Source organism: Sphingosinicella microcystinivorans, assembly GCF_027941835.1.
In the GTDB taxonomy this organism is placed as follows: Bacteria; Pseudomonadota; Alphaproteobacteria; order Sphingomonadales; family Sphingomonadaceae; genus Sphingosinicella.
Genome location: NZ_CP116005.1, coordinates 3,164,655 through 3,187,848 on the forward strand (window position 1 = coordinate 3,164,655; position 23,194 = coordinate 3,187,848).

Sequence of the window (23,194 nt, forward strand, 5' to 3'; positions counted from 1 at the left end):
AAAGCGGTGGCAGGTTGCTGCAATGCACAAACCTGTCATGGGGCTGTAAAGCTTGCTGGCCATCTAGCGCGCAGCCGGTAGTTGACGCTGTCGGTTCAGCCGTTGATGTCAGCAATAGTTTCAAGGGGATATCCAGATGAGGTCCATGCTTCTCCGCAGCGTTGGGGCAGCCGCGTTCATACTGCCGGTGACGGCGTTCGCCCAGTCCACCGGGTCCATAGACTTCGAGGGAGACGTCATCGTCGTGACCGGTGCGATGAGCCGTGATGTCGCGGGCGTCCAGATTCCCGATTCTCCCAAGGCGAAGGGTGTGCTGACGCAGGAGTTCATCGAGCGCCAGACCTCGGGCCAGACCGTCCTCGATACGATCAACAATTTGCCCGGCGTCAATTTCCAGAACAACGACGCCTACGGCTCTTCGGGCGGCACGCTCAACATCCGCGGCTTCAACAGCCAGCGCGTCAGCCTGACGATGGACGGCGTGCCGCTGAACGATTCGGGCGGCTATGACATCTATTCGAACCAGATGCTCGACCCCGAACTGATCGATCAGGTCAACGTCAACCTCGGCACGACCGACGTGGACAGCCCCACAGCCTCTGCCACCGGCGGCACCGTAAACCTCCGTACGCGCCTGCCGAAGGAGGATTTCGGCATTCACGTTTCCGGCTCGGGGGGCGAGTTCAACTTTTTCCGGGTCTTCGCCGCGATCGATACGGGCGCCTTCACGTCGTTCGGAACGCGCGCGTTCGTTGCCGCCAGCCGCGCCACCAACGACAACCCTTTCAACAACTACGGCAAGATCGACAAAAAGCAGATCAACGGCCGCATTTATCAGCCGATCAGCGAAAACGGCGACTTCATCTCGGTTTCCGGTCACTACAACGAGAACCGCAACAACTTTTTCGGTTCGCTCCCACTGCGGTGGGATGAGGATCGCACGGTTGGCAGCGGCTCGGGCAACCGTTTCCCGAAGAACAACGACGAACGCGAATACGACATCAACTTCCCGTGCCAGACGAATGTGCCGCAGGCGGGGGTCAAAGACCTCGCCAACAGCTGCGGAACCGAATTCGACCGGCGCTACAATCCGTCCAACACCGGCAATATCCGCGGTTCCTCGCGCTTCACGCTGTCTGACGGGCTGGTGCTGACGGTCGATCCGAGCTTCCAGTACGTGAAGGCCAACGGCGGCGGCACGACGACCGGCTATGAGTACGCGCACTCGAGCGGGCTGTTCGGCTACATCGGTGGCCGTCCCTATACCGGTATCGATCTCAACGGCGACGGCGACCTGCTGGACGAGGTGACCGTGCTCCAGCCGAGCCATACGCGCACGAACCGTTATGGCGTGATCGCGTCGCTTCGTTACGATATCAGCGATTTCCATACCATTCGTGTCGCCTACACGCTGGACCACGCGCGCCACCGCCAAACCGGCCCGATCAACGTGCTGCAATCCAACGGTGAACCCTACGACGTCTTTCCGGCCAACGACCCTCTTGTCGATGTGAACGGAACGGTCCTGCAAAAGCGCGACCGCAAGTCCTTTGCCATCCTGAACCAGATTTCCGCGGAGTATCGCGGCCAGTTCGATGCGCTGACGGTGAACCTCGGGCTGCGCGCGCCATTCTTCAAGCGCAAGCTCAACCAGTATTGCTTTACGACCTCTGCGAACGGCTTCGTCGACTGCTTCGGCAAGGATTCGCCAGTGAACGACGATTACGCGGCCCTGAATCCCACGATCTCGCCGCCGCAGTCGCGGACCTACAACTATGATAAGCTGCTGCCGAACGTCGGCCTGATCTACGATTTCACGCCGAACATCAGCGCGTTCGCGAGCTACGCGAAGGGCCTTTCGGTGCCCAGCACCGATCAGCTGTATAACTCGCTGTTCTTCACCGAGGATGCGCCGGGCATCAAGCCGGTGCCGGAGACCACGGACAGCTTCGACCTCGGCCTGCGCTACACGTCCGGTCAGGTGCAGGCGCAGGTCGCCGGCTGGCTCACGAAGTATAAGGATCGCGTCGCCGAAGCCTACGATCCCGAACTCGAACGTTCCATTTACCGGAACCTCGGCAAGGTCGACAAAATGGGAATCGACGCCAGCGTTGCATGGCAAGCGCTGCCCGAGCTTCAGTTCTACGCCTTCGGCTCGCTCAACGATTCTGAGATCAAGAGCGACGTGCAGACCGGCCCGACGAGCTTCATCGCCACCAAAGGCAACCGCGAATCCGGTTCTTCGTCCTACAGCTACGGCGGGACGGTGCGCGGCACGCTGGGGCCGGTGGACGTGGGCCTGACCGCCAAGCGCACGGGCCCACGCTACCTGTTCGATTCCAACCTGCCGCTGGTTCTCGGCGGCGTCGAGGTGTTCCCGGCCAAGGCGCCCGCCTATACGCTAGTCAATCTCGATGCCCGCCTGAATCTCGAGTTCATTGGGCTCAACGACAAGACCCACTTCCAGCTGAACGTCTACAACCTGTTCGACGAGTTCTATGTCGGCGGCTTCGGCGGCGGCCTACAACAGAGCAGCAGCGCTCCGTTCGTTCAGATCGGCGCGCCGCGCACGATCAGCGGCACGATCACCGTGGCCTTCTGATTGTTGCCGAACTGCCGGAAAGGAAAGGGCGGGCCCTCGGGGTCCGCTCTTTTCGTTTGCGAAACGAGGAATTCACGCACTCTTCAGTCTAAGCTGCTAGTGTCGCCATTGTGCAGCGCCGCGACCGTGCCCATATTGGCACAAAAGGGGCGTGCACCGCCGTTGGTGCCGCGCCCGGCTTTGGAGTAGTTGAGAGAATGACCGAGACCTATCCCGTCCTGCCGCTGCGCGACATCGTGGTCTTCCCGCAGATGATCGTGCCGCTGTTCGTCGGGCGCGAAAAGTCCGTCGCGGCGCTCGAAGCGGTGATGACGGCGAACAAGAACGTCCTGCTGCTCTCGCAGCGCGACCCGGCCGAGGAAGACCCGGAAGGCAAGGACCTCTACGAGGTCGGCACCGTCGCGACGGTGCTCCAGCTGCTGAAGCTGCCGGACGGCACCGTGAAGGTGCTCGTCGAGGGCCAGCACCGCGCCGAAGTGACGGCGGTCCGCGTCGAGGACACGTATCTGGAGGCTGATGTCGCCGCGATCGAGGACGAGGGCGCCGACGAGGCCGACCTCGAAGCGCTCGTGCGCTCGGCGGTGAAGCACTTCGAACAGTACGTGCGCCTCAACAAGAAGGTTGCGCCGGAAGTCGTCGTGCAGGTCGGCCAGATCGAGGATCCCTCGCGGCTTGCGGACACGATCGCATCCAACCTCAGCCTGAAGATCGCCGACAAGCAGGCGCTGCTGTCCGAGCGCTCGCCCACGAAGCGGCTGGAGATGGTCTTCGGCTTCATGGAAGGCGAGATGGGCGTGCTGCAGGTCGAGAAGAAGATCCGCAACCGCGTCAAGCGCCAGATGGAGAAGACGCAGCGCGAATACTACCTCAACGAGCAGCTGAAGGCGATCCAGCGCGAGCTCGGCGACGGCGACGACGAGGGCCGCAGCGAAGTTGACGAACTTGCCGAGAAGATCAAGAAGGCGAAGTTCTCGAAGGAAGCCCGCGACAAGGCGGAAGGCGAGCTGAAGAAGCTGAAGGCGATGTCGCCGATGTCGGCGGAGGCGACGGTGGTGCGCAACTACCTCGACACGCTGCTGGCGCTGCCGTGGGGCAAGAAGACCAAGGTTCGCAAGGACATCCGCGCGGCAGAGAAGATTCTGGATGAAGATCACTACGGCCTCGACAAGGTCAAGGAGCGCATCCTCGAATATCTCGCCGTGCAGAGCCGCGCCAACAAGCTGAAGGGGCCGATCCTGTGCCTCGTCGGCCCGCCCGGCGTCGGCAAGACCTCGCTCGGCCGCTCGATCGCCAAGGCGACGGGGCGCGAGTTCATCCGCCAGTCGCTCGGCGGCGTGCGCGACGAGGCCGAGATCCGCGGCCACCGGCGCACGTACATCGGCTCGATGCCCGGCAAGATCATCCAGAACCTGAAGAAGGCCGGCACCTCGAACCCGCTGTTCCTGCTCGACGAGATCGACAAGCTCGGTCAGGACTTCCGCGGCGATCCGTCGTCGGCGCTGCTCGAGGTGCTCGATCCGGAGCAGAACGCGAAGTTCAACGACCACTACCTCGAGGTCGACTACGACCTTTCGGACGTGATGTTCGTGACGACGGCGAACAGCCTCAACATGCCGCAGCCGCTGCTCGACCGCATGGAGATCATCCGCCTCTCGGGTTACACCGAGGACGAGAAGCTGGAGATCGCCAAGGCGCACCTGTTGCCCAAGCAGATCGAGTCGCACGGGCTGAAAGAGGGCGAGTTCGCGATTCTGGACGAAGGCCTGCGCGACCTTATCCGCTATTACACGCGCGAGGCGGGCGTCCGCACGCTGGAGCGCGAGCTGGCGCGGCTGGCAAGGAAGGCGCTGCGCCAGATCCTCGAAGGCAAGGCCGAGACGGTCGTCATCACGCCCGAGAACCTCGGCGACTATGCGGGCGTCCGCAAGTTCCGCTTCGGCATCGGCGAGGAAGAGGACCAGGTCGGCGCGACCACGGGCCTCGCGTGGACCGAGGTCGGCGGCGAGCTTCTGACCATCGAGGCGGTGACGGTGCCCGGCAAGGGCGCTATCCGCACGACCGGCAAGCTCGGCGAGGTGATGAAGGAATCCATCGAGGCCGCGCACTCGTTCATCAAGTCGCGCGCGCCGCAGTACGGCATCAAGCCGACCGTGTTCCAGGTGAAGGACATCCACGTGCACGTGCCGGAAGGCGCGACGCCCAAGGACGGCCCGTCTGCGGGCGTGGCGATGGTGACGTCGATCATCTCGACGCTGACCGGCATCCCGGTCCGCAAGGACGTGGCGATGACGGGCGAGGTGACGCTACGCGGCCGCGTGCTGCCGATCGGCGGCCTCAAGGAGAAGCTGCTGGCGGCGCTGCGCGGGGGCATCACCACGGTGCTGATCCCGGCGGAGAACGAGAAGGACCTCGCCGACATTCCGGCGAACGTGAAGGAAGGCCTGACGATTCGCCCGGTGAGTCACGTCGATCAGGTGCTCGCGGTGGCGCTGGCGCGTCCGGTCGAGCCGATCGAGTGGGTGGAGCCGGTGCTTCCGGCGCCGGCGGTGGCTCCGGCCACCGAGTCTGGAGACCTCTCTGTCCGCCATTGAGGCGAAAAAGCGATAAAAAGTTCAGGAAAGCCCCAAATTCTGGGGTTTTCCCTTTGACTCTCGGGAAGCCGGGCACTTACATGGCGCCCGGCTTTTATTCGCCGATCCAACCACTCTTCCGTCTTGGGGGTACAGGGAATGAACAAGCAGGAACTTATCGGCTCGGTTGCGGATGCAGCAGGTCTTTCGCGCGCTGATGCGGGCAAGGCCGTCGAGGCCGTGTTCGAAAGCATCACGAAGGCCCTGAAGAAGGGCGACGAGGTTCGTCTCGTCGGCTTCGGCACCTTCGCGACGGCGAAGCGCAAGGCTTCGACGGGCCGTAACCCGCGCACGGGCGAAACGATGAAGATCGCCGCCAGCGTGCAGCCCAAGTTCAAGGCCGGCAAGGGCCTGAAGGACGCGGTCAACTAAGTCCGCGCCCGCAAGGGTTTAAACGAAGGGCGTCGCATCTGCGGCGCCCTTCGCATTTCGGGGCAGGTTTCGGCAGAAACGGGCTGGACAGGCAGCGGTCAGGACCGTATCTGCACCGCCGGTCCGGTACACCCGGCGGGCGCGTAGCTCAGCGGTAGAGCACTCCCTTCACACGGGAGGGGTCACAGGTTCAATCCCTGTCGCGCCCACCATCTTCTTCACGCAGGTCAGTTGACGACGGGCAGCCCATAAAATGCGGCCTGTCCTGCCTGCATCTGATCCGGACACGTTCGATTATTTTCTTTCACGTGGAAAGAAAATTCCGATAAACCTGTTAGTGATCGAAGCTTATATTCGAAAACTCTACGCAAGTGCAGGGTTAAACTTGCGTTCGTTACTTCATGCCTCCTTAACCTGTGGAAGTCATATCGACCCCGAAAGGTCTCCGGAAACGGGAATCGCCCGCGTTCAAAGAACATTATGTGCGGGATTCTTTGCCTTTCAGGTCAATAATCAATCTACAGGAGTCTGATTCATGAAAAAGCTTCTTCTGGCCGGGATTCTTGCGTCCGTTTCGGCCGCTCCGGCATTTGCAGCAGGCGGAAACTTCCGGGTCGAGGCCCGCGCCGGATACGATTCCATCAAGCTCACGCTGGATTATGACGACGGCGAGGATCAGGTGACGGAGAGCGGCAGCGAAGGCGGCATCGTCTACGGCGCCGAGATCGGCTACGACTTCGACTTCGGCGGCCAGTTCGTCGGCCCCTATGCCAGCTTCGACCTCAGCAACACCAAGGACTGCTACGAGGAAGCCGGGCTGTGGAAGGAATGCCTGAAAGCCAGGCGCAATATCGCCGTCGGCATCCGGGCGGGCATCGGCAACGCCGACAGCCTGCGCGGCTATGTGAAGGTCGGGTACGTCAACGGGCGGATTCGCTACGTCTACGAGGACCTTGAAGACTCGACCGAGAACTGGTCGGACTCCGCGGGGCGGGGCGGGCTCCAGCTCGGTGCCGGGATCGAATATCCGTTCGGCAACACGGCCTACGGCAAGATCGAGTACCTCTATAACGACTACAAGAAGTTCGACATCGTCGACCCGATCCTGACCGGGGACGTTTCACGTCATCAGGTCGTGGCGGGTGTCGGCGTCCGCTTCTGACGGCACGTCTGTTTCAGGAATGCCGAGCGCCCCGTGTCCGAAGGCACGGGGCGTATTTTTCTCGACGACCGGCTCAGTCGAGCAGGTCGGCGGGCACCTTGCCGCCGTTCTTCGCCAGCTCGCGCAGCACGGCCTTGTGCAGCCAGATGTTCATCTCGGCGCTGCCGTTGAGCTCGCCCGTGTAGCCCAGTTCCTGCGCCAGTTCCTTGCGTTCGGCGAGGCTCGATTCCAGGCCGAGCAGCTTCATCAGGTCGACGATGGACGTGCGCCAGTTGAGCTTCTGGGGCGTCTTGTCGGCGAGGTTCGTGAGGATCGCCTCGACGTCCACCTCGCTGATCTCCACGGGCGGAGGCGGCGCGGCCGGTGCCGCAGGTGCCGCCGGGGCGGCGGGCGCCGCCTTGGGCGCGGATGCCGCTTCGGCCTTCTTCCCGAAAATCGCGTCCTTGATCCGACCGAAAATGCTCATGGGGTGCCTCCTGTTCGTGCCGGGACCGGCAGCTTGCGGTTTCCGTCGATGATGCGCTGCGATCATGACAGACGCATATCAACGGCCCGGCGCCTTGCCGGTTCCTGAACGAAACGCCGCGGGGAGGACGGTGGTGGGCGGTGACAGGCTCGAACTGCCGACCCTCTCGGTGTAAACGAGATGCTCTACCAACTGAGCTAACCGCCCTTATTCGCTTGCGCGTGCTTTTGCCCAACGGCTAGGGACGCGGCAAGCCCTATATCAGCAAAAGGACAGGCCGTGACCGCAGACACCCTCGTGATGACGCTCGAAACGGGCGACGTGAAAATCCGCCTTCGCCGGGACGTCGCCCCGAACCATGTCGAGCGCATCCAGACGCTCGCGGACGAAGGCTTCTACGACGGCGTGCCCTTCCACCGCGTGATCCCCGGCTTCATGGCGCAGGGCGGCGACCCGACCGGCACCGGCACCAGCGGTTCCGACAAGCCGGACCTCAAGGCCGAGTTCAACGACGTGCCGCACGTGCGCGGCGTCTGCTCGATGGCGCGGACGGCGAATCCGCACTCGGCGAACAGCCAGTTCTTCATCTGCTTCGACGACGCGCGCTTCCTCGACCGCCAGTACACGGTGTGGGGCGAGGTGATCGAGGGCATGGAGCACATCGACGCGCTGCCCAAGGGCGAGCCGCCGCGCGAGCCGGGCAAGATCCTGAAGTTCCGCTCGGAAGCGTGAACATAAAGGGAAGGCGATTGTACCGATTGCAAAACCCGCAGGGTTGACGCCGCCACCGTTCCACATACCCGTCATACCGGCGTAGGCCGGTATCCATGGAACCGTGGTTATGGGCCCCGGCCTTCGCCGGGGTGACGAAAAGGGGAGGATGCCTGCTGCTACCTCCGCTAGGCTCATTCTACCGGTATATGATCGCCAAATAAAAAGGGCGTCCCAACAGGACGCCCTTTTCGTTTCCGGCTGACCCGGCGCTAGCGGACGGCGCCGCGGCGGATCAGGTTGACGATCGCCAGCAGCACGACCGCACCGAGCAGCGACCAGAGAATCGTCATCAGGTTGAGCGGCGCGTTCAGGATCGAGGCGCCGCCGCCGAGCAGGAAGCCGGCGATCAGCGCGCCGACGACGCCGACCACGATATTGAGGAAAAGGCCCTGCTGGGCATCGGTACGCATGATCATGCTGGCCACCCAGCCGATCAGGCCGCCAACGATAAGCACGAGAATGAGATTCATGGCGAACTCCCTCCATTGGCTCAGGCGAGAACCTGAGCCAATAAAGCGAAGCAGTCGCCGGATTGTTCCGCGTATGCCTCAGTTGAGGTCGCGGAAAGACTTCCCTTCGGCCGCGAGCTTCGTGAGAAGCGCTGCGGGTTTGAAGGCCGCGCCGTGCACCTTCTCGTACTTTTCGAGGCCTTCGAGCAGGGTCTTGAGACCGACCGTGTCGCCGTAGAACATTGGGCCGCCGCGATAGACGGGGAAGCCGTAGCCGTAGATCCACGCCACGTCGATGTCGGACGGGCGCTGCGCGATGCCTTCCTCCAGAATCCTCGCGCCCTCGTTGATCATCGGATAGAGGCAGCGTTCGAGGATTTCCTGATCCGAAACCTGCCGCCGCGCGATGCCGAGCTCGGCGGACTTCGCGAGGATGATCTCCTCGGCCACCTTCGAGGGCGTGCGGTTGCGCTTCTCGTCGTAGTCGTAGAAGCCGCTGCCGGTCTTCTGCCCGCGCTTGCCCGCCTCGCAGAGCCGGTCGCGCACGGTTTCGCCCTTCGAGGTCGCGGCGTTCCAGCCGATGTCGAGCCCGGCGAGGTCGGCCATCTGGAACGGCCCCATCGGGAAGCCGAAGTCGTAGAGCACGCGGTCCACGTCCCACGGCATCGCGCCTTCGAGGATCAGCGCCTGCGCCTGGTCCTGACGCGCGCGGAGCATACGGTTGCCGATGAAGCCGAAGCAGACGCCTGCGACCACCGCGACCTTGCCGATGGTTTTCGCGAGCCCCATCGCGGTGGCGAGCACGTCGGGCGCGGTCTTCGCGCCGCGCACGACCTCCAGCAGCTTCATCACGTTCGCGGGCGAGAAGAAGTGGAGGCCGACGACATCCTGCGGTCGTGACGTGGCCGAGGCGATCTCGTCGACGTCGAGGTACGAGGTGTTGGTGGCGAGGATCGCGCCGGGCTTCGCGATGCGGTCGAGCTTTCCGAAGATCTCCTTCTTCACGGCCATGTCCTCGAACACGGCCTCGATGATGAGGTCGCAGTCCTTCAGCGCTTCGAGATCGAGCGTGGGCGAGAGGCGGCCCATGTTGGCCTCGACGGCTTCGGGCTTCAGCGCGCCCTTGGCGGCGCTCGCCGCGTAGTTCTTGCGCATGATGCCGACGCCGCGGTCGAGCGCTTCCGGATTCGTTTCCACGATGGTCACGGGGATGCCCGCCGACAGGAAGTTCATGGAGATGCCGCCGCCCATCGTGCCCGCGCCGATCACGCCGACCGATTTCACGGGGCGCGGCGCGGTGCCTTCCGGCAGGTCCTTGATGCGCGCGGCCTGCCGCTCGGCGAAGAAGATGTGGCGCTGGGCGGCGGACTGGGTGCCCGTCATCAGGCCCATGAACAGCTCGCGCTCGCGCTTCAGGCCGTCCTCGAAGGGGAGGGCGACGGCGGCCTCGATGCACTTGATGTTGGCCTCGGGCGCGTCGAAGCCGCGGAACTTGCGGGCGTTCTCGGCGCGGAAGCGTTCGAACAGCGCGGGATCGGCGGTGACGCTGCGCTCGCGGATCTTCTTCAGCGGACGGCTTTCGGCGACGACCTTGCGCGCGAAGGCGACGGCGCCGCCGCGGAGATCGGCTTCATCGACGAGTTCGTCGACGAGGCCGGAGTCGAGCGCGGCCTTGGCGCCGATGGGGTTTCCGGACGTGACCATTTTGAGCGCCGCCTCGGCGCCGACGACGCGGGGCAGGCGCTGCGTGCCGCCCGCGCCGGGGAGCAGGCCGAGCTTCACTTCGGGAAGGCCGAGCTTCGCGGACGGGACGGCGACGCGGTAGTGCGCGCCGAGCGCGGTTTCGAGGCCGCCGCCGAGCGCGGTGCCGTGGATCGCGGCGATCACCGGCTTCGTCGCGCTTTCGATGCGGTCGATCATGTCGTGCAGGCTGACGCCGCGCGGCGGCTTGCCGAACTCGGTGATGTCGGCTCCCGCGATGAAGGTACGGCCGGCGCAGACGAGCACGATCGCCTTCACGTCCGGGTCGGCGACCGCCGACGTCACGCCCTCCGCGATGCCGTCGCGCACCGGCGCGGAGAGCGCGTTCACGGGCGGCGAATTCACCGTGATCACGGCGATTTCCCCGTCGCGGGAAAGGTCGACAACGTCGTTGATGGCAGTCATAGCGGCAGTCTCCATCCGATGGCCCGAATCGGCGATCACGCATAGTGACACCCGCGTGGAGAGTCACCCGCTTGGAAGAATGAGGACGCGTGCTTAGGACTTCATCCGGACGCCCGGAGAAAAAATCCACGCTGGGCATGGTGACGCTGCTCGGCGGGCTGACCGCGTTCGGCGCGCTCTCCATCGACATGTACCTGCCCGCGCTTCCGGCGATCGCCAACGACTTCGGCGCTTCGGACGGTGTCGTCGAACGCTCGCTGGCGACCTTCCTCGCGGGCCTCGCGCTCGGGCAACTGTTCTACGGGCCGCTTTCCGACCGCATCGGGCGGCGGCCGCCGCTGATCGCGGGCGTCGCGATCTACGTGCTGGCGTCCGTGCTGTGCGCCTTCGCGACGTCTCCCAATGTGCTTGCCGCGCTCCGTTTCGGGCAGGGCGTGGGGGCCTGCGCCGGGATGGTGATCTCCCGCGCCATCGTCCGCGACGTGTTCGACCATCAGGAATCGGCGCGCGTGTTCTCGCTGATGATGCTCGTGTTCGGGCTGGCGCCGGTGCTGGCGCCGCTGCTCGGCAGCTACCTGATGCTGGTGACGAGCTGGCGGGCGATTTTCGCCTTCATGACGCTGTTCGGGATGGTGATGCTGTACGCCGTCGTGTTCCGCCTCGGCGAGACGCGCTCCGACGCGACCGAGGCGACGGCGCGCGGCGAGCACCCGATCGCGGCGCTGAGGCTGCTTGCGACCAACCGCAAGCTGCTCGGCTACATGCTGGCGAGCGCCTGCAACAGCGCGTGCCTGTTCACCTACATCTCGGCCTCGCCGGCGCTGCTCATGGGCGCCTACGGCGTTTCGCCCACCGGCTTCGGCTGGCTGTTCGGGCTGAACGCGCTCGGCCTCATCATCGCCAGCCAGATCAATCGCGCGGCGCTCGCGCGCTTTCACGCCGACAGCATCCTCGCCGTCGCGAGCGTCGCCGCGGCGCTGTTCGGGCTGGCGCTGCTGGCGATCGCGCTTCTCGATGTCGGCGGGCTTCCGGCGATCATGGCGATGCTGTTCGGCATCCTCTCCAGCTTCGGGTTCATAATGGGCAATGCGAGCGCGGGCGCGCTCAGCGTCGATCCGGTACGCGCGGGCTCGATCAGCGCGCTGATGGGCGCCGCCGGTTTCACGGTCGGGGGGCTGACGATGACGATCGCCACCCTGTTCGCGGACGGAACCGCCATTCCGATGGCGGCGGTGATGTGCGTGTCGCTGATGATCGCGGCAATGGCCTTTTTCGGGCTGACGCGCCGCGCGGCACCGCGCGCGGATGACCGATTTCATAGCTGACGCCGCGCCGATCCGGCGTCACAAGTGACCCTTCCGAACCGGAGGGAGGCGCGACATGGGCAAGCTTGCAGGCAAGACGGCGATCATCACGGGCGCGGCGAGCGGCATCGGCCGCGCCAGCGCCGAGCTGTTCGCCGAGGAGGGCGCGCGCGTCTTCCTCGCCGACCGCAGCGAGGCTGTGCGCGACGTCGCCGCCGGGATCGGCGACGCCGCTGCGGCGTTCACCGGGGACGTGGGCGACAAGGGCTTCGTCGACAGCCTCGTCGCGGCGGCGACGGCGGACGGCCCGCTCGATATCGCCTTTGCCAACGCGGGCATCTCCGGCGGCATGAACCGGCTGCTCGACCTCGAGGTCGGCGAATGGGAAGAGGTGCTGCGCGTCAACCTGATCGGCGCGTTCCTGCTGGTGCAGGCCGCGGCGCGCGAGATGGTGAAGGCGGGGAAGGGGGCGATCCTCTGCACGGCGTCGGTCGCGGGACTCCGCTCGGGCGCGGGCGGCTCGCCCTACAGCGCCTCGAAGGCCGGGGTCATCAATTTCGTGCAGACGAGCGCCTACCAGCTTTCCGGCACGGGCATAAGGATCAACGCGATCTGCCCCGGCGTCATCGAGACCGGCATGACCAAGCCGATGTTCGACATGGCGCGCGAACGCGGCACCGAAGGCAAGATCGGCCAGCTCAACCCGCTGAAACGCGCGGCGCAGCCGGTCGAGGTCGCGCGGCTGGCGGCGTTCCTCGTCTCGGACGACGCGTCCTACGTGAACGGGCAGGCTGTCGCGGTTGACGGCGGACTCTCCGCATCGCACCCGGTCGTGCCGGGCAAGATCTGGTAGGTTCGGCCTTCAGGCGTCGTCGACGGGGATACCGGGCAGGTTTTTCGAGGTGCGGATGGTGAGCGACGTCTTCACGTGCTCGACGTTCGGCGCCGAGGTGAGGTGGGCGGTGAGGAAGCGCTGGAATTCCTGGAGGTCGTGGGCGACGATCTTCAGGATGAAGTCGATCTCGCCGTTCAGCATGTGGCACTCGCGGATCGGCGGCAGGCCGGCGACGTGCTCCTCGAAGGCGCGCAGGTCGTTTTCGGCCTGACTCTTGAGGCTGACCATCGCGAAGACCATGATGCCGTAGCCGAGCGCCTCCGGGTTGAGGTCGGCGTGGTAGCCGCGGATGATGCCGGCGGTTTCGAGCGCGCGGACGCGGCGCAGCGTCGGCGGCGCGGTCAGCCCGGCGCGCGCGGCGAGCTCGACGTTGGTGAGGCGGCCCTCGTCCTGAAGACTTTTCAGGACGATCCGGTCCGTTTCGTCGATAATATGTCGATTCGACGGCATTCGCCGCAACCTTTCAATGATTTCTTGCGAACTGTTATAATATAGTTGCGAAGAAGCGCAATTCGAACACGTCGTAAAGGCGGATTTAACCCAAAGACTTCAAAATTCCGGGCGAACGGGACACATTACGTTCCCGAAAGGATTGCGCGATTCCGCGATGCGCCACGACGACACCATAAGAACGGCCGTTGCGCTGGCGGAGCGGGATTCTCCCGACGCCCGCGCGGCCGCCTTTCGTCAGCTCATCGACCTGTCGCTGCAAGGCAAGGATTGCGCGGATGCGCGTCTGCGGCGGCGGGCGCTGAGGGCGCTGTCGCGGCTGAGCCGGGACGTGCCCGAATCGCTCCGCAACGCGATGATCGACAAGGCCGCGCGCGCCGGGGCGCGCAGCCTGCACCTGCGCCTGTTCCGGGGCAGCGTGTCGCACCACTACGACCGGATGTTGCAGGTCGCGCGCCTCGACGAGCCCGAATGGTGGCGGTTGGCAAGGCGGGCGCCGAGGCATCTCTACGCCGGGATGCTCTCGCGCCGTGATCTGCCGGGTCCGGTGCGCGAACTGCTTTCGGGTGGCGGCGCAGGGCCTGCCGCGGGGGGAGGGGCCGACCGGCTGTTCGTGCCCGACGCCGCCCTTGCCGCGAAGCCCGCCGAAGTGGTGGACAAGGCGCGTTTCGCGCCCGCGATGCCGTCGGCGGCGCTGGACGCGCCGGCGGCGCCCGCGCTCGAATCAGGCCGCAGCCAGATTCGGGAACTGCTCGACCGGATCTCGGCGTTTCGTTCGCGCGGGCATGAACCCGAACATGGCGAGGCCGCGGGGGAAGCCGCGCCCGAACCGCGCGAAAGCCCGACTGTCGAGGAACTGGAACGCCGGTGGACGTGGCGCTGCGACGAACAGGGCGTGCTCATCGAAAGCCCGGCGACGCCGCCGCAGCTCGTCGGGCACTGGCTCGTCGAGTTCGACAGCCCGGACGGCAGCGGGCAGGTGCGCCGCGCGGCGGAGCGCCGCGTGCCGTTCCGCGACGTGATCGTCACCTGCCAGCCGGAGCTCGAGCTTCCCGGCCGCTGGCGCATGTCCGGCCTGCCGCAGTTCGACCGCAAGACGGGCCGGTTTACGGGCTATTGGGGGAGCGCGATCGCGCTCGATCCGCCGGAGCGCATCGCCGCGGCCGCATCGCAGGCGGCGGGGCTGTTCGGCACGGGCGCCTCCAGCGAGGCGTTCGCGACGATGGCGCACGAGGTGCGCACGCCGCTCAACGCCATCATCGGCTTCGCGCAGCTGATCGAGGGCGAAATCCTCGGCGAGGCCGGAGCCGCGTACAAGGCGCAGGCGGGCGACATATTGAAGCAGGCCGAGAAGCTGCTGAGCGCGTTCGACGACCTGTCCGACGCCGCGCGCATCGAGCAGGGCCGTTACCGCCCCGGCCTCGGCACGTTCGACGCGGCGGCGAAGGCGCGCGAGGTGATCGCGCGCTACGAGGGCCTCGCCGGGGATCGCGGCGTGGCGCTGGTGCCGTTCGTCGCCGATGCCATTCCGCCCGTCGCCTCCGATTCCTCGGTCTTCGAGCGCGCGCTGGCGCGGCTGCTGACCGCCGCCGTGGCCTGCGCCGCCGCCGACGAGGCGGTGCTGGTGATCGTGCAGGGCGAAGGCGGCGCGCTGCGCGTCGCGGTGAGCCGCCCGCGCGCGACGCTCGGCAAGAGCGAGGACGAGCTGTTCGATCCCGCGGGCATTCCCGGCGGCGAGGACGCGGCGCCGATCCTCGGCGTCGGCTTCGGGCTGAAGCTCGTCGGCAGCCTCGCCGCGACGGTCGGCGGCACGTTCCGGCTCGCGCCCCACGTCTTCGAGCTCTCCATCCCCCTCGGGCACCCGCCCCAGCGGCAGGACGACCCGCAGGAAGACGCAAGCGAGGCCTCGTAATTCGCGTATCCAGCGACTACATCTCGTGTCCGAATTCTCGGCAGCAGGGATCAGGTGCGATGGGTGAGACGAAGCATGTTCGCGTGGCGGTGATCGGTTCGGGACCCGCCGGATATACGGCAGGCGTCTATGCGGCCCGCGCGGCGCTCAGTCCGGTGATCATTCGCGGCCTGCAACCGGGCGGACAGCTCACCATCACCACGGACGTCGAGAACTGGCCCGGCGAATCGATGATCATGGGCCCCGACCTCATGGAGAAGATGGCCGCGCAGGCGAAGCACGTGGGCGCGGAGATCGTCGACGACCTCGTGACCGACGTCGATTTCGGGCAGCGCCCGTTCCGGCTCACGCTCGATTCGGGAAGCGTCTATCTCGCCGATACCGTGGTGATCGCGACCGGCGCGCAGGCGCGCTGGCTCGGCCTCGAGAGCGAGGGTCGCTTCCGCGGCTTCGGCGTTTCGGCGTGCGCGACCTGCGACGGCTTCTTCTATCGCGGCAAGACGGTCGCGGTGGTCGGCGGCGGCAATACGGCGGTGGAGGAGGCGCTGTTCCTCACCAACTTCGCGCAGAAGGTGTACCTGATCCATCGCCGCGACGAACTGCGCGCGGACAAGACGAACCAGGCGCGCCTGCTCGCCAATCCGAAGGTGGAGCCGGTGTGGAACGCAGAGGTCGCCGAGGTGATCGGCAGCACGGAGCCGCCCGGCGTCACCGGCCTCAGGCTGCGCGGGACGAGCGGCGCGCCCGACCGCGCGCTCGACGTCGACGGGCTGTTCATCGCGATCGGCCATGATCCGGCGACCGCGCTGTTCAAGGGCAAGCTGAACATGGACGAGGAGGGCTATATCCTCACCGCGCCCGACAGCACGGCGACGTCCGTGCCCGGCGTGTTCGCGGCGGGCGACGTGAAGGACAAGGTGTTCCGGCAGGCGGTGACGGCGGCCGGCATGGGCTGCATGGCGGCGCTGGAGGCCGAGCGTTTCCTCGCGCACCGCGAAGCCGGGCTCGCGGAAGCGGCCGAGTAGCCGTGCTCGACTGGGAAAAGCTCAGGCTTTTTCACACGGTATCGGAAGCGGGCAGCTTCACCGAGGCGTCGCGCCGGCTGGGCATGAGCCAGCCCGCGCTGTCGCGCCAGATCGCCGCGCTCGAGGACACGCTCGGCGCCAAGCTGTTCCACCGCCACGCGCGCGGGCTCGCCATGACGCACGAGGGCGAGCAGCTTGCCGCGACGACGACCGAGATGTTCGAGAGCGTCGAGCGCACGCGGCAGGCGATCGACCTTTCGAAGGACCGGCCGAGCGGGGAAATCCGGCTGACGACCACCATGTCGTTCGGCTCGACATGGCTTCCGCACATGCTGCCGGAGTTCCTCGAGCGCTATCCCGACATCAACATCAACATGGTGCTGGCGGACGACGACCTCGACCTTCAGAAGCGCGAGGCGGACGTCGCCATCCGCTTCCACCCGTCGACGCAGAACGATCTGGTGCAGCGGCAGCTCGCCGCGATCCGCTACCGCCTGTGCGGCTCGCCCGACTATTTCGCGCGCCACGGCGTGCCGAAGACCGTCGCCGACCTCGATAACCACCGCATCATCGCCTTCGGCGAAACCGCGCCGACGACGATTCGCGGCGTCAACTGGATCCAGGACGTCGGCCATCAGGGGCCGCCCCGGCGCGCCGTGCTGGTCGTGAACAGCGTGTTCGGCATCCTGCAGGCGGTGGAGGCCGGTGTGGGCATTGCAGCATTGCCGAGCTATCTGATCCGCGCATCCGGCCGGGTGAAGGTCATCCTGCCGGATGTGCAGGGGCCCGTGTTCCGCACCTATTTCGTTTACGTGCCGGAACTGAGGAATGCCATTCGAATCAAGGTATTGCGGGATTTCCTCATCGAGAAGATGACGCCCGCCTCGCTCGACATCGACGAGAGTTATGCTTTGGGCGCATAGCTGCACTGTGTTTTGCGGCAGTGCACAATGAAGGCCGATTCACCTACATCACTCTCATCGCAGCAATACACCGCTGCAACGGAAATCGAAGGCCCGCTCCCCTCCCTCCCCGCGGGCCTCGGTAGACGGGTCCCCGGCTTCACCTCCCTCCCTCCCAAGAAGCCGGGGACCTAACCCGTTTTCGGGGCTTCCCTTTTCTTCAGCTTTACTTGCCGGAAACGTCCGAACGCTTATTGTCGGGACATGCTGGCGCCTTCGGAAAAACAGTACATCTCATTCGGCCCCGAATTCGGCCAGCGCGTGCTCGTTTTCGTCGATACCGAAGAGGAATTCGACTGGACGCAGCCCAAGAGCCGCGATTCGACCTCGGTGAAATCGGTGAAGTCGCTGCCGAAGGTGCACAGCCTGATGCGCGGCTTCGGCATCAAGCCCGCCTACATGGTCGATTACCCGGTGGCGACGACGGCGGAGAGCGTCGAGGTGCTGCGGGGACTGTCGGAGGGCGAGGGCGCCACGATCGGTGCGCAGCTCCACCCGTGGGTGAACCCGCCGTTCATCGAGCGGGTCGGCAGCCTCAACAGCTTCCCCGGAAACCTGCCGCGCGAGGTCGAACGCGCCAAGATCAAGGCGCTGACCGACGCCATCGCCGAGAATTTCGGCGCGGCGCCGATCGTCTACAGGGCCGGGCGCTACGGCGTCGGGCCGAACACCGAGGCGCTGCTCGACGAGCTCGGCTACCGCATGGACGTGTCGGTGCGCCCCTATTTCGACTACCGCGACGAGGGCGGCCCCAGCTTCCGGGGCATCCGCCCGCAGCTCTACTGGACGGGGCCGGAACGCCGGCTCCTCGAACTGCCGCTGACCTCCACCTTCACCGGCGGACTGCGCGTGTTCGGCGAGCGCGCCTTCGCGTTGGCGACGCGCGTGCCGCGCCTCAACGGCCTGCTGTCGCGCACCTCGCTGCTCGGCCGGGTGGCGCTGACGCCCGAGGGCATCCCGCTCGACGAGGCGATCCAGGCGATCGAACTGCTCGTCGAGGCCGGGACGCAGATCTTCTCCATCTCCTTCCATTCGCCCTCGGTGGAGCCGGGCCATACGCCCTACGTGCGCGACGCGCGCGACCTCGCCGACTTCTACGCCTGGTGGGACGGCGTGCTGACGACGCTGACGCGCGCAGGCGTGAAGCCCGCCGGCGTCGAGGAGATCGTCGCCGCGGCCCACGCCCAGCGCGACGGGAACGCCCCCGCCGCTCTTGCGGAGCAGGCCGCGAGCGTCTAAGCGCTGCGGTCGTCCGGCGCGGGGAAAAGGCGGGGCGACGGGCCTGTAGCTCAATGGTCAGAGCTGGCCGCTCATAACGGCTAGGTTGGGGGTTCGAGTCCCTCCGGGCCCACCACGCATCCGCCCATCGGCCGCCCACGACGATTGAACGGCGCACTGTTTTGCGTAAGTATGACAGTATCATGATGGCGACCCCGCAATGATCTTCCGCCGCCCGCGCGTCGAGTCGCTCGATCCGGACGAATACCGCGCATGGTCCGCCGAATTCGGCGGGCAGGAGCCTCCGCCGCCGGGCGAGGCGCCGAAACCGCGCCGCCGCTGGCTGCGCTGGCTCCCGAAGATCGCGGCGGGCGTGCTTCTGGTCTTCTTCGGCATCGTCGCGTGGCTGGCCATCACCGCGCCGCTCGGCAAGGCGCTCGAACCGCTGGAGACGCCCGCGCTCGTGCTCACCGCCGCCGACGGCACGCCGATCGCACGGCGGGGCAGCTTCAAGGCGGAACCGGTGGACGTGACGAAGCTGCCCGATCATGTCGGCGAGGCGTTCGTCGCGATCGAGGACCGGCGTTTCTACGACCACATCGGTATCGACATCCGCGGCATCCTGCGCGCCGCGCAGGCGAACGCCGCCGCGGGGCGCGTCGTGCAGGGCGGCTCCACGATCACGCAGCAGCTCGCCAAGACGAGCTTCCTCAGCCTCGACCGCAGCCTGACGCGCAAGGCGCAGGAGGTGATCATCGCCTTCTGGCTGGAAGCGTGGCTGACCAAGGACGAGATCCTGTCGCGCTACCTCTCCAGCGTCTATTTCGGCGACGGGGCCTATGGCCTGCGCGCGGCGTCTGAGCAGTATTTCAGCAAGGAACCCGAGCAATTGACGCTGGGCGAGGCGGCGATGCTGGCGGGGCTCGTGAAGGCGCCGTCGCGGCTGGCGCCGACCAACGACTACGACGCGGCGCGCGAGCGCGGCAGGCTCGTGATCGCCGCGATGAAGGAGCAGGGGCTCATCACCGACGCCGAATGGCGCGGCGCCCGGCGCGCCGTGCTGCGCCCGGGCCGGAAGGGCCTGCCGACGGGGAGCTACTTCGCGGACTGGGCATGGGCCGAGGCCGCGAACAGCACGCCCGACACGTTCGGCGAGGTGAAGATCGCGACGACGCTCGACAGCCGCCTCCAGAAGCTCGCCGAGCGCGTGGTGAAGCGCAACCTCGACCGCGCGGGCTGGCACGATGTCGGCGAGGCGGCGCTTGTCGCCATGCACCCGGACGGCCGCGTCGTCGCCATGGTCGGCGGCAGGGACTATGCGAAGAGCGAGTTCAACCGCGCGGTGCAGGCGAAGCGGCAGCCGGGCTCCGCGTTCAAGCTGTTCGTCTACCTCGCGGCGCTGCGCAGCGGCATGGACGTCGATACCGAGATCGAGGACGAGCCCGTCACCATCGGCGACTGGAGCCCCAAGAACAACGACGGCAAGTACCGCGGCCCGATCACCTTGAAGCGCGCCTTCGCGCTTTCATCGAACGTTGCGGCGGCAAGGCTGGCGAACGCGGTCGGGGCAGGGGCGATCCGCAAGGCGGCGCGCGACCTCGGCATCCGGGACGGGATCGGCGACGACCTCACCATCGCGCTCGGCACCTCGACGATGTCGCTGCTCGACCTCACCGCCGCCTACGCTGCGGTCGCGGGCGGCACGCCGCCGGTCGTGCCCTACGCAGTCTCGGCACCGCCGCAGGGCGAAGGCATGATGTCGCGCCTGCGCGCGCTCGGCGGCGACAGTCTGCCCGAGCGGGCGGCGCTGCGCGAGATGATGCGCGCGACGATCGACTACGGCACGGGCACGCGCGCCAAGCTGCCGGTCCCCGCATTCGGCAAGACCGGGACGACGCAGGACTCGCGCGATGCGATCTTCGTGGGCTTCGCGGGCGACCTCGTCGTCGGCGTCTGGGTCGGCAACGACGACAATTCGCCGATGAAGGGCGTGCTCGGCTCGACGATGCCCGCCGTGATGTGGCGCGAGTTCATGATGGAGGCGCTGCCGGAAATCCGCCAGATCGCCGAGCGTCAGGCCGAGGAGCGCCGCGCGCGCGAGGAGGAGGCGGCCGCCGCGCAGGTGGACCTTTCCGTGCTGCTCGGGCCGGACGCGGAGGCGGTGCTGCGCGGCGAGCGGATCGACGTCGCGCGCGCCGCCGTTCTGCTCGGGCAGCTCGGCAACGTGATCGCCAACACGCCGGAGGATGCCGAAGGCATCCGTGCCGCGGCCCGCGCGCTTTCGGATCGGATCAACAAGGTGATCGCGGAAGCCGCGCCGCAACCGGAGGAGCAGGCGGCGAGACCCTAGCGCCGCCAGCGGTCGCGCGCGGTTTCGTCTCCCTGTTTGGCCTCGACCCACCGGCTTTCGCCGCCGGTTTCTTCCTTTTTCCAGAACGGCGCGTTCGTCTTCAGATAGTCCATCACGAATTCGCAGGCGGCAAAGGCGTCGCCGCGGTGCGCGGCGGCGACGGCGACGAGCACGATCGCATCGCCCGGAAGCAGCCTGCCGTGGCGGTGGATGACCGTTCCGCCGAGCAGCGGCCAGCGGCTCGCGGCCTCGGCGGCGATCGCTTCGAGCGCTTTGGCGGTCATCGCCGGATAATGTTCCAGCGTCAGCGCCTCGACCTCGCCGCCGCGCACGAAGCCGACGAAACTGGCGACGGCGCCGATGTCGGTGCGGTCTTCCGAAAGCGCGCGGACTTCCGCCGCCAGGTCGAACGCCTCGGTCTGGACGCGGACGGTGATCATCCGCCGGTCACGGGCGGGAAGATGGCGAGTTCGGCGCCTTCGCGCAGCGCCGCGTCCGTATCGACGAAATCCTGATCGAGCGCGAAGCGCAGGCGGTGCGGCTCGGCGAACGCGAACGCGTAGCCATCGCCGAGCGCGGAAAGCGCGGCGAGCGCTTCGCCGACCGTGGCCGCGGCGAGGTCGCGCGTCTCGCCGTCGAGGCCGATGCGTTCGCGCACCCACGCGAAATAGAGGAGGTTGAGCTTCACGGTTTCAGGCCATGTGCTTGAGGCCGACCCTGAGATAGTCGTAGCCGGTGACGAGCGTGAGGATCGCGGCGGCCCAGAGCGAGACGACGCCGACCTCGTAAGCCGGGAGCCATGTCATCTTGATGTTGGCCGCGCCCGCGAGGATGAGCGCGCCGAGCGCGATCATCTGGAACGCCGTCTTCCACTTGGCGAGCTGGCTGACCGGCACGGAGACCTGGATTCCGGCGAGATATTCGCGCAGCCCCGAAACCGTGATCTCGCGGATGAGGATGATGATCGCGGCAATCACGGTCCAGCCGCTGACAATATCGTTCTCGACGAGCATGATGATCACGCCCGCGATCATGATCTTGTCCGCGATCGGATCGAGGAAAACGCCGAGCTTCGAGACGGTGCCCTGCGCGCGGGCGAGATACCCGTCGAGATAATCGGTGGCACCGGCGATACAGAAGAGAATGAATGCAATAAGATAGCCGATCCAGTTCGCGTTCCACATCAGGATGACCAGAAGCGGCACCGCGAGGATGCGCGAAAGTGTGAGCAGATTGGGAAGGCTGGACAGCATGGGCGGACGTTAGGCTATCGTATGCGCGTGCTCAACATGGCTTTGGGGGATGAAGTGGACGTCAGTGAAGCGATTGCAACCCGCCGCTCGGTGCGCGGCTTCCTCGACCGTCCCGTCGATCCGGCGCTGCTGCGCGAGATCATCGGGAAGGCGGCGCGCGCGCCTTCGGGGGGGAATTTGCAGCCGTGGCACATCTATGTCGTCGGCGGCGACGAACTGACGCGGCTGAAGGAGATCATGGCGAAGCGGATCGTCGAGGCGCCGCGCGGCGAGGAGATGGAGTACGACATCTACCCGAAGGCCCTCGGCGAACCCTATGCCTCAAGGCGCTTTCAGGTCGGCGAGGAGATGTACGGCCATATCGGCATTCCGCGCGAGGACAGGGACGCGCGCCGGCGCTGGTTCGCCCGCAATTTCATGTTCTTCGGCGCGCCGGTTGCCTTGTTCTGCTACGTCAGCCGCACGATGGGGCCGCCGCAGTGGTCCGACCTCGGCATGTATCTCGAGAACGTGATGCTGCTGCTGCGCGAGGCGGGGCTCGATTCCTGCCCGCAGGAGTGCTGGGCGATGTATCCCAAGACGATCGGGGCGTTCCTCGACGCGCCGGAGGCGTGGATGCTGTTCACCGGCATGGCGATCGGCTGGAAGGACCCCGACGATCCCGCCAACAAGCTCCATGCGAAGCGCGTGCCGCTTGCCGAGTTCGCGGAGTTCCGCGGCCTATGAAACGCGTGGCCGCGCTTGCGATGCTGCTGCTCGTCGCGGCCTGCGCGACGCGGCCGCCGACCTACAATCGCGGCTGGGCGATCTTCGACGCCGAACCGTCCGAAGGCAATGCCGTGAAGCTCGTGTACGGCGTGCCGAACAGCGACGACATCGACCTGTTCGCGGTGTGCGACCGGGATGCGAAGGTGTTCGAACTCGCCTTCTTCACCGCGGATTCGAGCCTGTCGGTCGCCGAGGGCACGCGCACCCAGCTTCTCGTCGGGCCGCCGAACCGGATCATGTCGCTGATGGCGTGGGTCCAGCATCACCCGTCGGGCGAAATGATCGTCGTCGCCCGTGTCGGCCTGCCCCCGGCGTTCGTGCGCGACTGGGCGGGCAAGGCCGTGACGCTGGCCGGGCAGGGCACGGCGATGACGCTCCACGCCCGCCCCGGCAAGGCGATGATCGAGGATTTCCTGAAGCGCTGCGGCGGCTGAGC

The 23,194-nt window shown here is 66.4% G+C and carries 21 protein-coding genes and 3 tRNA genes; 16 read left to right on the forward strand and 8 right to left on the reverse strand.

Going from position 1 to position 23,194, the window contains the following annotated elements:
• Positions 1-136 precede the first annotated feature (136 nt).
• The 5 genes from PE061_RS15160 (at position 137) to PE061_RS15180 (ending at position 6,766) form a co-directional block, all read left to right on the forward strand.
• Positions 137-2,602, forward strand: coding sequence for a TonB-dependent receptor (locus tag PE061_RS15160; RefSeq protein ID WP_271256082.1), 2,466 nt, complete (start codon positions 137-139; stop codon positions 2,600-2,602).
• Positions 2,603-2,799: 197 nt separating this feature from the next.
• Positions 2,800-5,193 (forward strand): endopeptidase La, encoded by a 2,394-nt coding sequence (gene lon / locus PE061_RS15165; protein WP_271256083.1) that lies wholly within the window; start codon positions 2,800-2,802, stop codon positions 5,191-5,193.
• A gap of 138 nt (positions 5,194-5,331) precedes the next feature.
• A complete protein-coding gene (locus PE061_RS15170) occupies positions 5,332-5,604 on the forward strand; it encodes an HU family DNA-binding protein (protein ID WP_271256084.1) in 273 nt (90 codons plus the stop codon).
• 137 nt (positions 5,605-5,741) lie between these two features.
• Positions 5,742-5,816 (forward strand) — tRNA-Val (locus PE061_RS15175).
• A gap of 323 nt (positions 5,817-6,139) precedes the next feature.
• Positions 6,140-6,766, forward strand: coding sequence for an outer membrane protein (locus PE061_RS15180; RefSeq protein WP_271256085.1), 627 nt, complete (start codon positions 6,140-6,142; stop codon positions 6,764-6,766).
• A 73-nt stretch (positions 6,767-6,839) separates the two neighbouring features.
• On the opposite strand, the gene PE061_RS15185 is transcribed toward PE061_RS15180, so the two are convergent.
• The gene (locus tag PE061_RS15185) at positions 6,840-7,232 is read right to left on the reverse strand and encodes a DUF3597 domain-containing protein (RefSeq protein ID WP_271256086.1); all 393 of its coding nucleotides are present in this window, start codon (positions 7,230-7,232) and stop codon (positions 6,840-6,842) included.
• Positions 7,233-7,363: 131 nt separating this feature from the next.
• Positions 7,364-7,439: transfer RNA gene (locus tag PE061_RS15190), tRNA-Val, on the reverse strand.
• A 93-nt stretch (positions 7,440-7,532) separates the two neighbouring features.
• Between PE061_RS15190 and PE061_RS15195 the strand changes: the two genes are divergently transcribed.
• On the forward strand, positions 7,533-7,964 hold the full coding sequence (locus tag PE061_RS15195; protein ID WP_271259214.1) for a peptidylprolyl isomerase: 432 nt from the start codon (positions 7,533-7,535) through the stop codon (positions 7,962-7,964).
• Between the two features lie 251 nt (positions 7,965-8,215).
• Here PE061_RS15195 and PE061_RS15200 read toward each other — a convergent pair whose 3' ends face one another.
• On the reverse strand, positions 8,216-8,476 hold the full coding sequence (locus PE061_RS15200; protein WP_271256087.1) for a GlsB/YeaQ/YmgE family stress response membrane protein: 261 nt from the start codon (positions 8,474-8,476) through the stop codon (positions 8,216-8,218).
• Positions 8,477-8,554: 78 nt separating this feature from the next.
• Entirely contained in the window at positions 8,555-10,621 is a 2,067-nt protein-coding gene (locus tag PE061_RS15205) for a 3-hydroxyacyl-CoA dehydrogenase NAD-binding domain-containing protein (RefSeq protein WP_271256088.1), read from the reverse strand.
• A gap of 137 nt (positions 10,622-10,758) precedes the next feature.
• Here PE061_RS15205 and PE061_RS15210 point away from each other — a divergent pair, with 137 nt between their 5' ends.
• Both PE061_RS15210 and PE061_RS15215 read left to right on the forward strand, forming a co-directional pair.
• Positions 10,759-11,946 (forward strand): multidrug effflux MFS transporter, encoded by a 1,188-nt coding sequence (locus PE061_RS15210; RefSeq protein ID WP_271256089.1) that lies wholly within the window; start codon positions 10,759-10,761, stop codon positions 11,944-11,946.
• A gap of 55 nt (positions 11,947-12,001) precedes the next feature.
• Positions 12,002-12,778 carry an SDR family NAD(P)-dependent oxidoreductase gene (locus PE061_RS15215; RefSeq protein ID WP_271256090.1) on the forward strand — a complete coding sequence of 259 codons (777 nt, stop codon included), beginning with the start codon at positions 12,002-12,004 and terminating at the stop codon, positions 12,776-12,778.
• A gap of 9 nt (positions 12,779-12,787) precedes the next feature.
• Here PE061_RS15215 and PE061_RS15220 read toward each other — a convergent pair whose 3' ends face one another.
• A complete protein-coding gene (locus PE061_RS15220; RefSeq protein WP_271256091.1) occupies positions 12,788-13,270 on the reverse strand; it encodes an Lrp/AsnC family transcriptional regulator in 483 nt (160 codons plus the stop codon).
• Between the two features lie 157 nt (positions 13,271-13,427).
• Here PE061_RS15220 and PE061_RS15225 point away from each other — a divergent pair, with 157 nt between their 5' ends.
• The 6 genes from PE061_RS15225 to PE061_RS15250 all read left to right on the forward strand — a co-directional run bounded on the left by PE061_RS15225 (position 13,428) and on the right by PE061_RS15250 (position 20,737).
• Entirely contained in the window at positions 13,428-15,182 is a 1,755-nt protein-coding gene (locus PE061_RS15225; RefSeq protein ID WP_271256092.1) for a sensor histidine kinase, read from the forward strand.
• Between the two features lie 59 nt (positions 15,183-15,241).
• A complete protein-coding gene (gene trxB, locus PE061_RS15230; protein WP_271256093.1) occupies positions 15,242-16,207 on the forward strand; it encodes a thioredoxin-disulfide reductase in 966 nt (321 codons plus the stop codon).
• A gap of 2 nt (positions 16,208-16,209) precedes the next feature.
• Entirely contained in the window at positions 16,210-17,130 is a 921-nt protein-coding gene (locus tag PE061_RS15235) for a LysR family transcriptional regulator (RefSeq protein WP_271256094.1), read from the forward strand.
• A gap of 243 nt (positions 17,131-17,373) precedes the next feature.
• Positions 17,374-18,408, forward strand: coding sequence for a polysaccharide deacetylase family protein (locus PE061_RS15240; RefSeq protein ID WP_271256095.1), 1,035 nt, complete (start codon positions 17,374-17,376; stop codon positions 18,406-18,408).
• A 39-nt stretch (positions 18,409-18,447) separates the two neighbouring features.
• Positions 18,448-18,523 (forward strand) — tRNA-Ile (locus PE061_RS15245).
• An 84-nt stretch (positions 18,524-18,607) separates the two neighbouring features.
• Complete coding sequence (locus PE061_RS15250) at positions 18,608-20,737, forward strand: transglycosylase domain-containing protein (protein WP_271256096.1); 2,130 nt, start codon at positions 18,608-18,610, stop codon at positions 20,735-20,737.
• On the opposite strand, the gene PE061_RS15255 is transcribed toward PE061_RS15250, so the two are convergent.
• The 3 genes from PE061_RS15255 to pgsA are packed head-to-tail and all read right to left on the reverse strand — an operon-like array spanning position 20,734 to position 21,987.
• Positions 20,734-21,177 carry a molybdenum cofactor biosynthesis protein MoaE gene (locus PE061_RS15255; RefSeq protein ID WP_271256097.1) on the reverse strand — a complete coding sequence of 148 codons (444 nt, stop codon included), beginning with the start codon at positions 21,175-21,177 and terminating at the stop codon, positions 20,734-20,736. The two genes, PE061_RS15250 and PE061_RS15255, sit on opposite strands and share 4 nt — an antisense overlap.
• On the reverse strand, positions 21,174-21,425 hold the full coding sequence (moaD, locus tag PE061_RS15260) for a molybdopterin converting factor subunit 1 (RefSeq protein ID WP_271256098.1): 252 nt from the start codon (positions 21,423-21,425) through the stop codon (positions 21,174-21,176). The genes PE061_RS15255 and moaD overlap by 4 nt, the downstream gene beginning before the upstream one ends.
• A gap of 4 nt (positions 21,426-21,429) precedes the next feature.
• Positions 21,430-21,987 carry a CDP-diacylglycerol--glycerol-3-phosphate 3-phosphatidyltransferase gene (gene pgsA, locus PE061_RS15265; RefSeq protein WP_271259215.1) on the reverse strand — a complete coding sequence of 186 codons (558 nt, stop codon included), beginning with the start codon at positions 21,985-21,987 and terminating at the stop codon, positions 21,430-21,432.
• Positions 21,988-22,044: 57 nt separating this feature from the next.
• Between pgsA and PE061_RS15270 the strand changes: the two genes are divergently transcribed.
• Together PE061_RS15270 and PE061_RS15275 are read left to right on the forward strand one after the other, a co-directional pair.
• Positions 22,045-22,716 carry a nitroreductase gene (locus tag PE061_RS15270; protein WP_271256099.1) on the forward strand — a complete coding sequence of 224 codons (672 nt, stop codon included), beginning with the start codon at positions 22,045-22,047 and terminating at the stop codon, positions 22,714-22,716.
• Positions 22,713-23,192, forward strand: a complete 480-nt coding sequence (locus PE061_RS15275; protein WP_271256100.1) for a hypothetical protein — start codon at positions 22,713-22,715, stop codon at positions 23,190-23,192. The genes PE061_RS15270 and PE061_RS15275 overlap by 4 nt, the downstream gene beginning before the upstream one ends.
• Positions 23,193-23,194 lie beyond the last annotated feature (2 nt).

What these genes read in the sequence shown, in the direction of transcription:
- PE061_RS15205 (WP_271256088.1), bottom strand. Translation starts at nt 10,621, where the DNA reads ATGACTGCCATCAACGACGTTGTCGACCTTTCCCGCGACGGGGAAATC.
- trxB (WP_271256093.1), top strand. Translation starts at nt 15,242, where the DNA reads ATGGGTGAGACGAAGCATGTTCGCGTGGCGGTGATCGGTTCGGGACCC.
- PE061_RS15170 (WP_271256084.1), top strand. Translation starts at nt 5,332, where the DNA reads ATGAACAAGCAGGAACTTATCGGCTCGGTTGCGGATGCAGCAGGTCTT.
- PE061_RS15240 (WP_271256095.1), top strand. Translation starts at nt 17,374, where the DNA reads ATGCTGGCGCCTTCGGAAAAACAGTACATCTCATTCGGCCCCGAATTC.
- PE061_RS15275 (WP_271256100.1), top strand. Translation starts at nt 22,713, where the DNA reads ATGAAACGCGTGGCCGCGCTTGCGATGCTGCTGCTCGTCGCGGCCTGC.
- PE061_RS15160 (WP_271256082.1), top strand. Translation starts at nt 137, where the DNA reads ATGAGGTCCATGCTTCTCCGCAGCGTTGGGGCAGCCGCGTTCATACTG.
- PE061_RS15215 (WP_271256090.1), top strand. Translation starts at nt 12,002, where the DNA reads ATGGGCAAGCTTGCAGGCAAGACGGCGATCATCACGGGCGCGGCGAGC.
- lon (WP_271256083.1), top strand. Translation starts at nt 2,800, where the DNA reads ATGACCGAGACCTATCCCGTCCTGCCGCTGCGCGACATCGTGGTCTTC.
- PE061_RS15200 (WP_271256087.1), bottom strand. Translation starts at nt 8,476, where the DNA reads ATGAATCTCATTCTCGTGCTTATCGTTGGCGGCCTGATCGGCTGGGTG.
- PE061_RS15250 (WP_271256096.1), top strand. Translation starts at nt 18,608, where the DNA reads ATGATCTTCCGCCGCCCGCGCGTCGAGTCGCTCGATCCGGACGAATAC.
- PE061_RS15210 (WP_271256089.1), top strand. Translation starts at nt 10,759, where the DNA reads ATGGTGACGCTGCTCGGCGGGCTGACCGCGTTCGGCGCGCTCTCCATC.
- PE061_RS15180 (WP_271256085.1), top strand. Translation starts at nt 6,140, where the DNA reads ATGAAAAAGCTTCTTCTGGCCGGGATTCTTGCGTCCGTTTCGGCCGCT.
- PE061_RS15225 (WP_271256092.1), top strand. Translation starts at nt 13,428, where the DNA reads ATGCGCCACGACGACACCATAAGAACGGCCGTTGCGCTGGCGGAGCGG.
- PE061_RS15255 (WP_271256097.1), bottom strand. Translation starts at nt 21,177, where the DNA reads ATGATCACCGTCCGCGTCCAGACCGAGGCGTTCGACCTGGCGGCGGAA.
- PE061_RS15220 (WP_271256091.1), bottom strand. Translation starts at nt 13,270, where the DNA reads ATGCCGTCGAATCGACATATTATCGACGAAACGGACCGGATCGTCCTG.
- PE061_RS15185 (WP_271256086.1), bottom strand. Translation starts at nt 7,232, where the DNA reads ATGAGCATTTTCGGTCGGATCAAGGACGCGATTTTCGGGAAGAAGGCC.
- PE061_RS15195 (WP_271259214.1), top strand. Translation starts at nt 7,533, where the DNA reads ATGACGCTCGAAACGGGCGACGTGAAAATCCGCCTTCGCCGGGACGTC.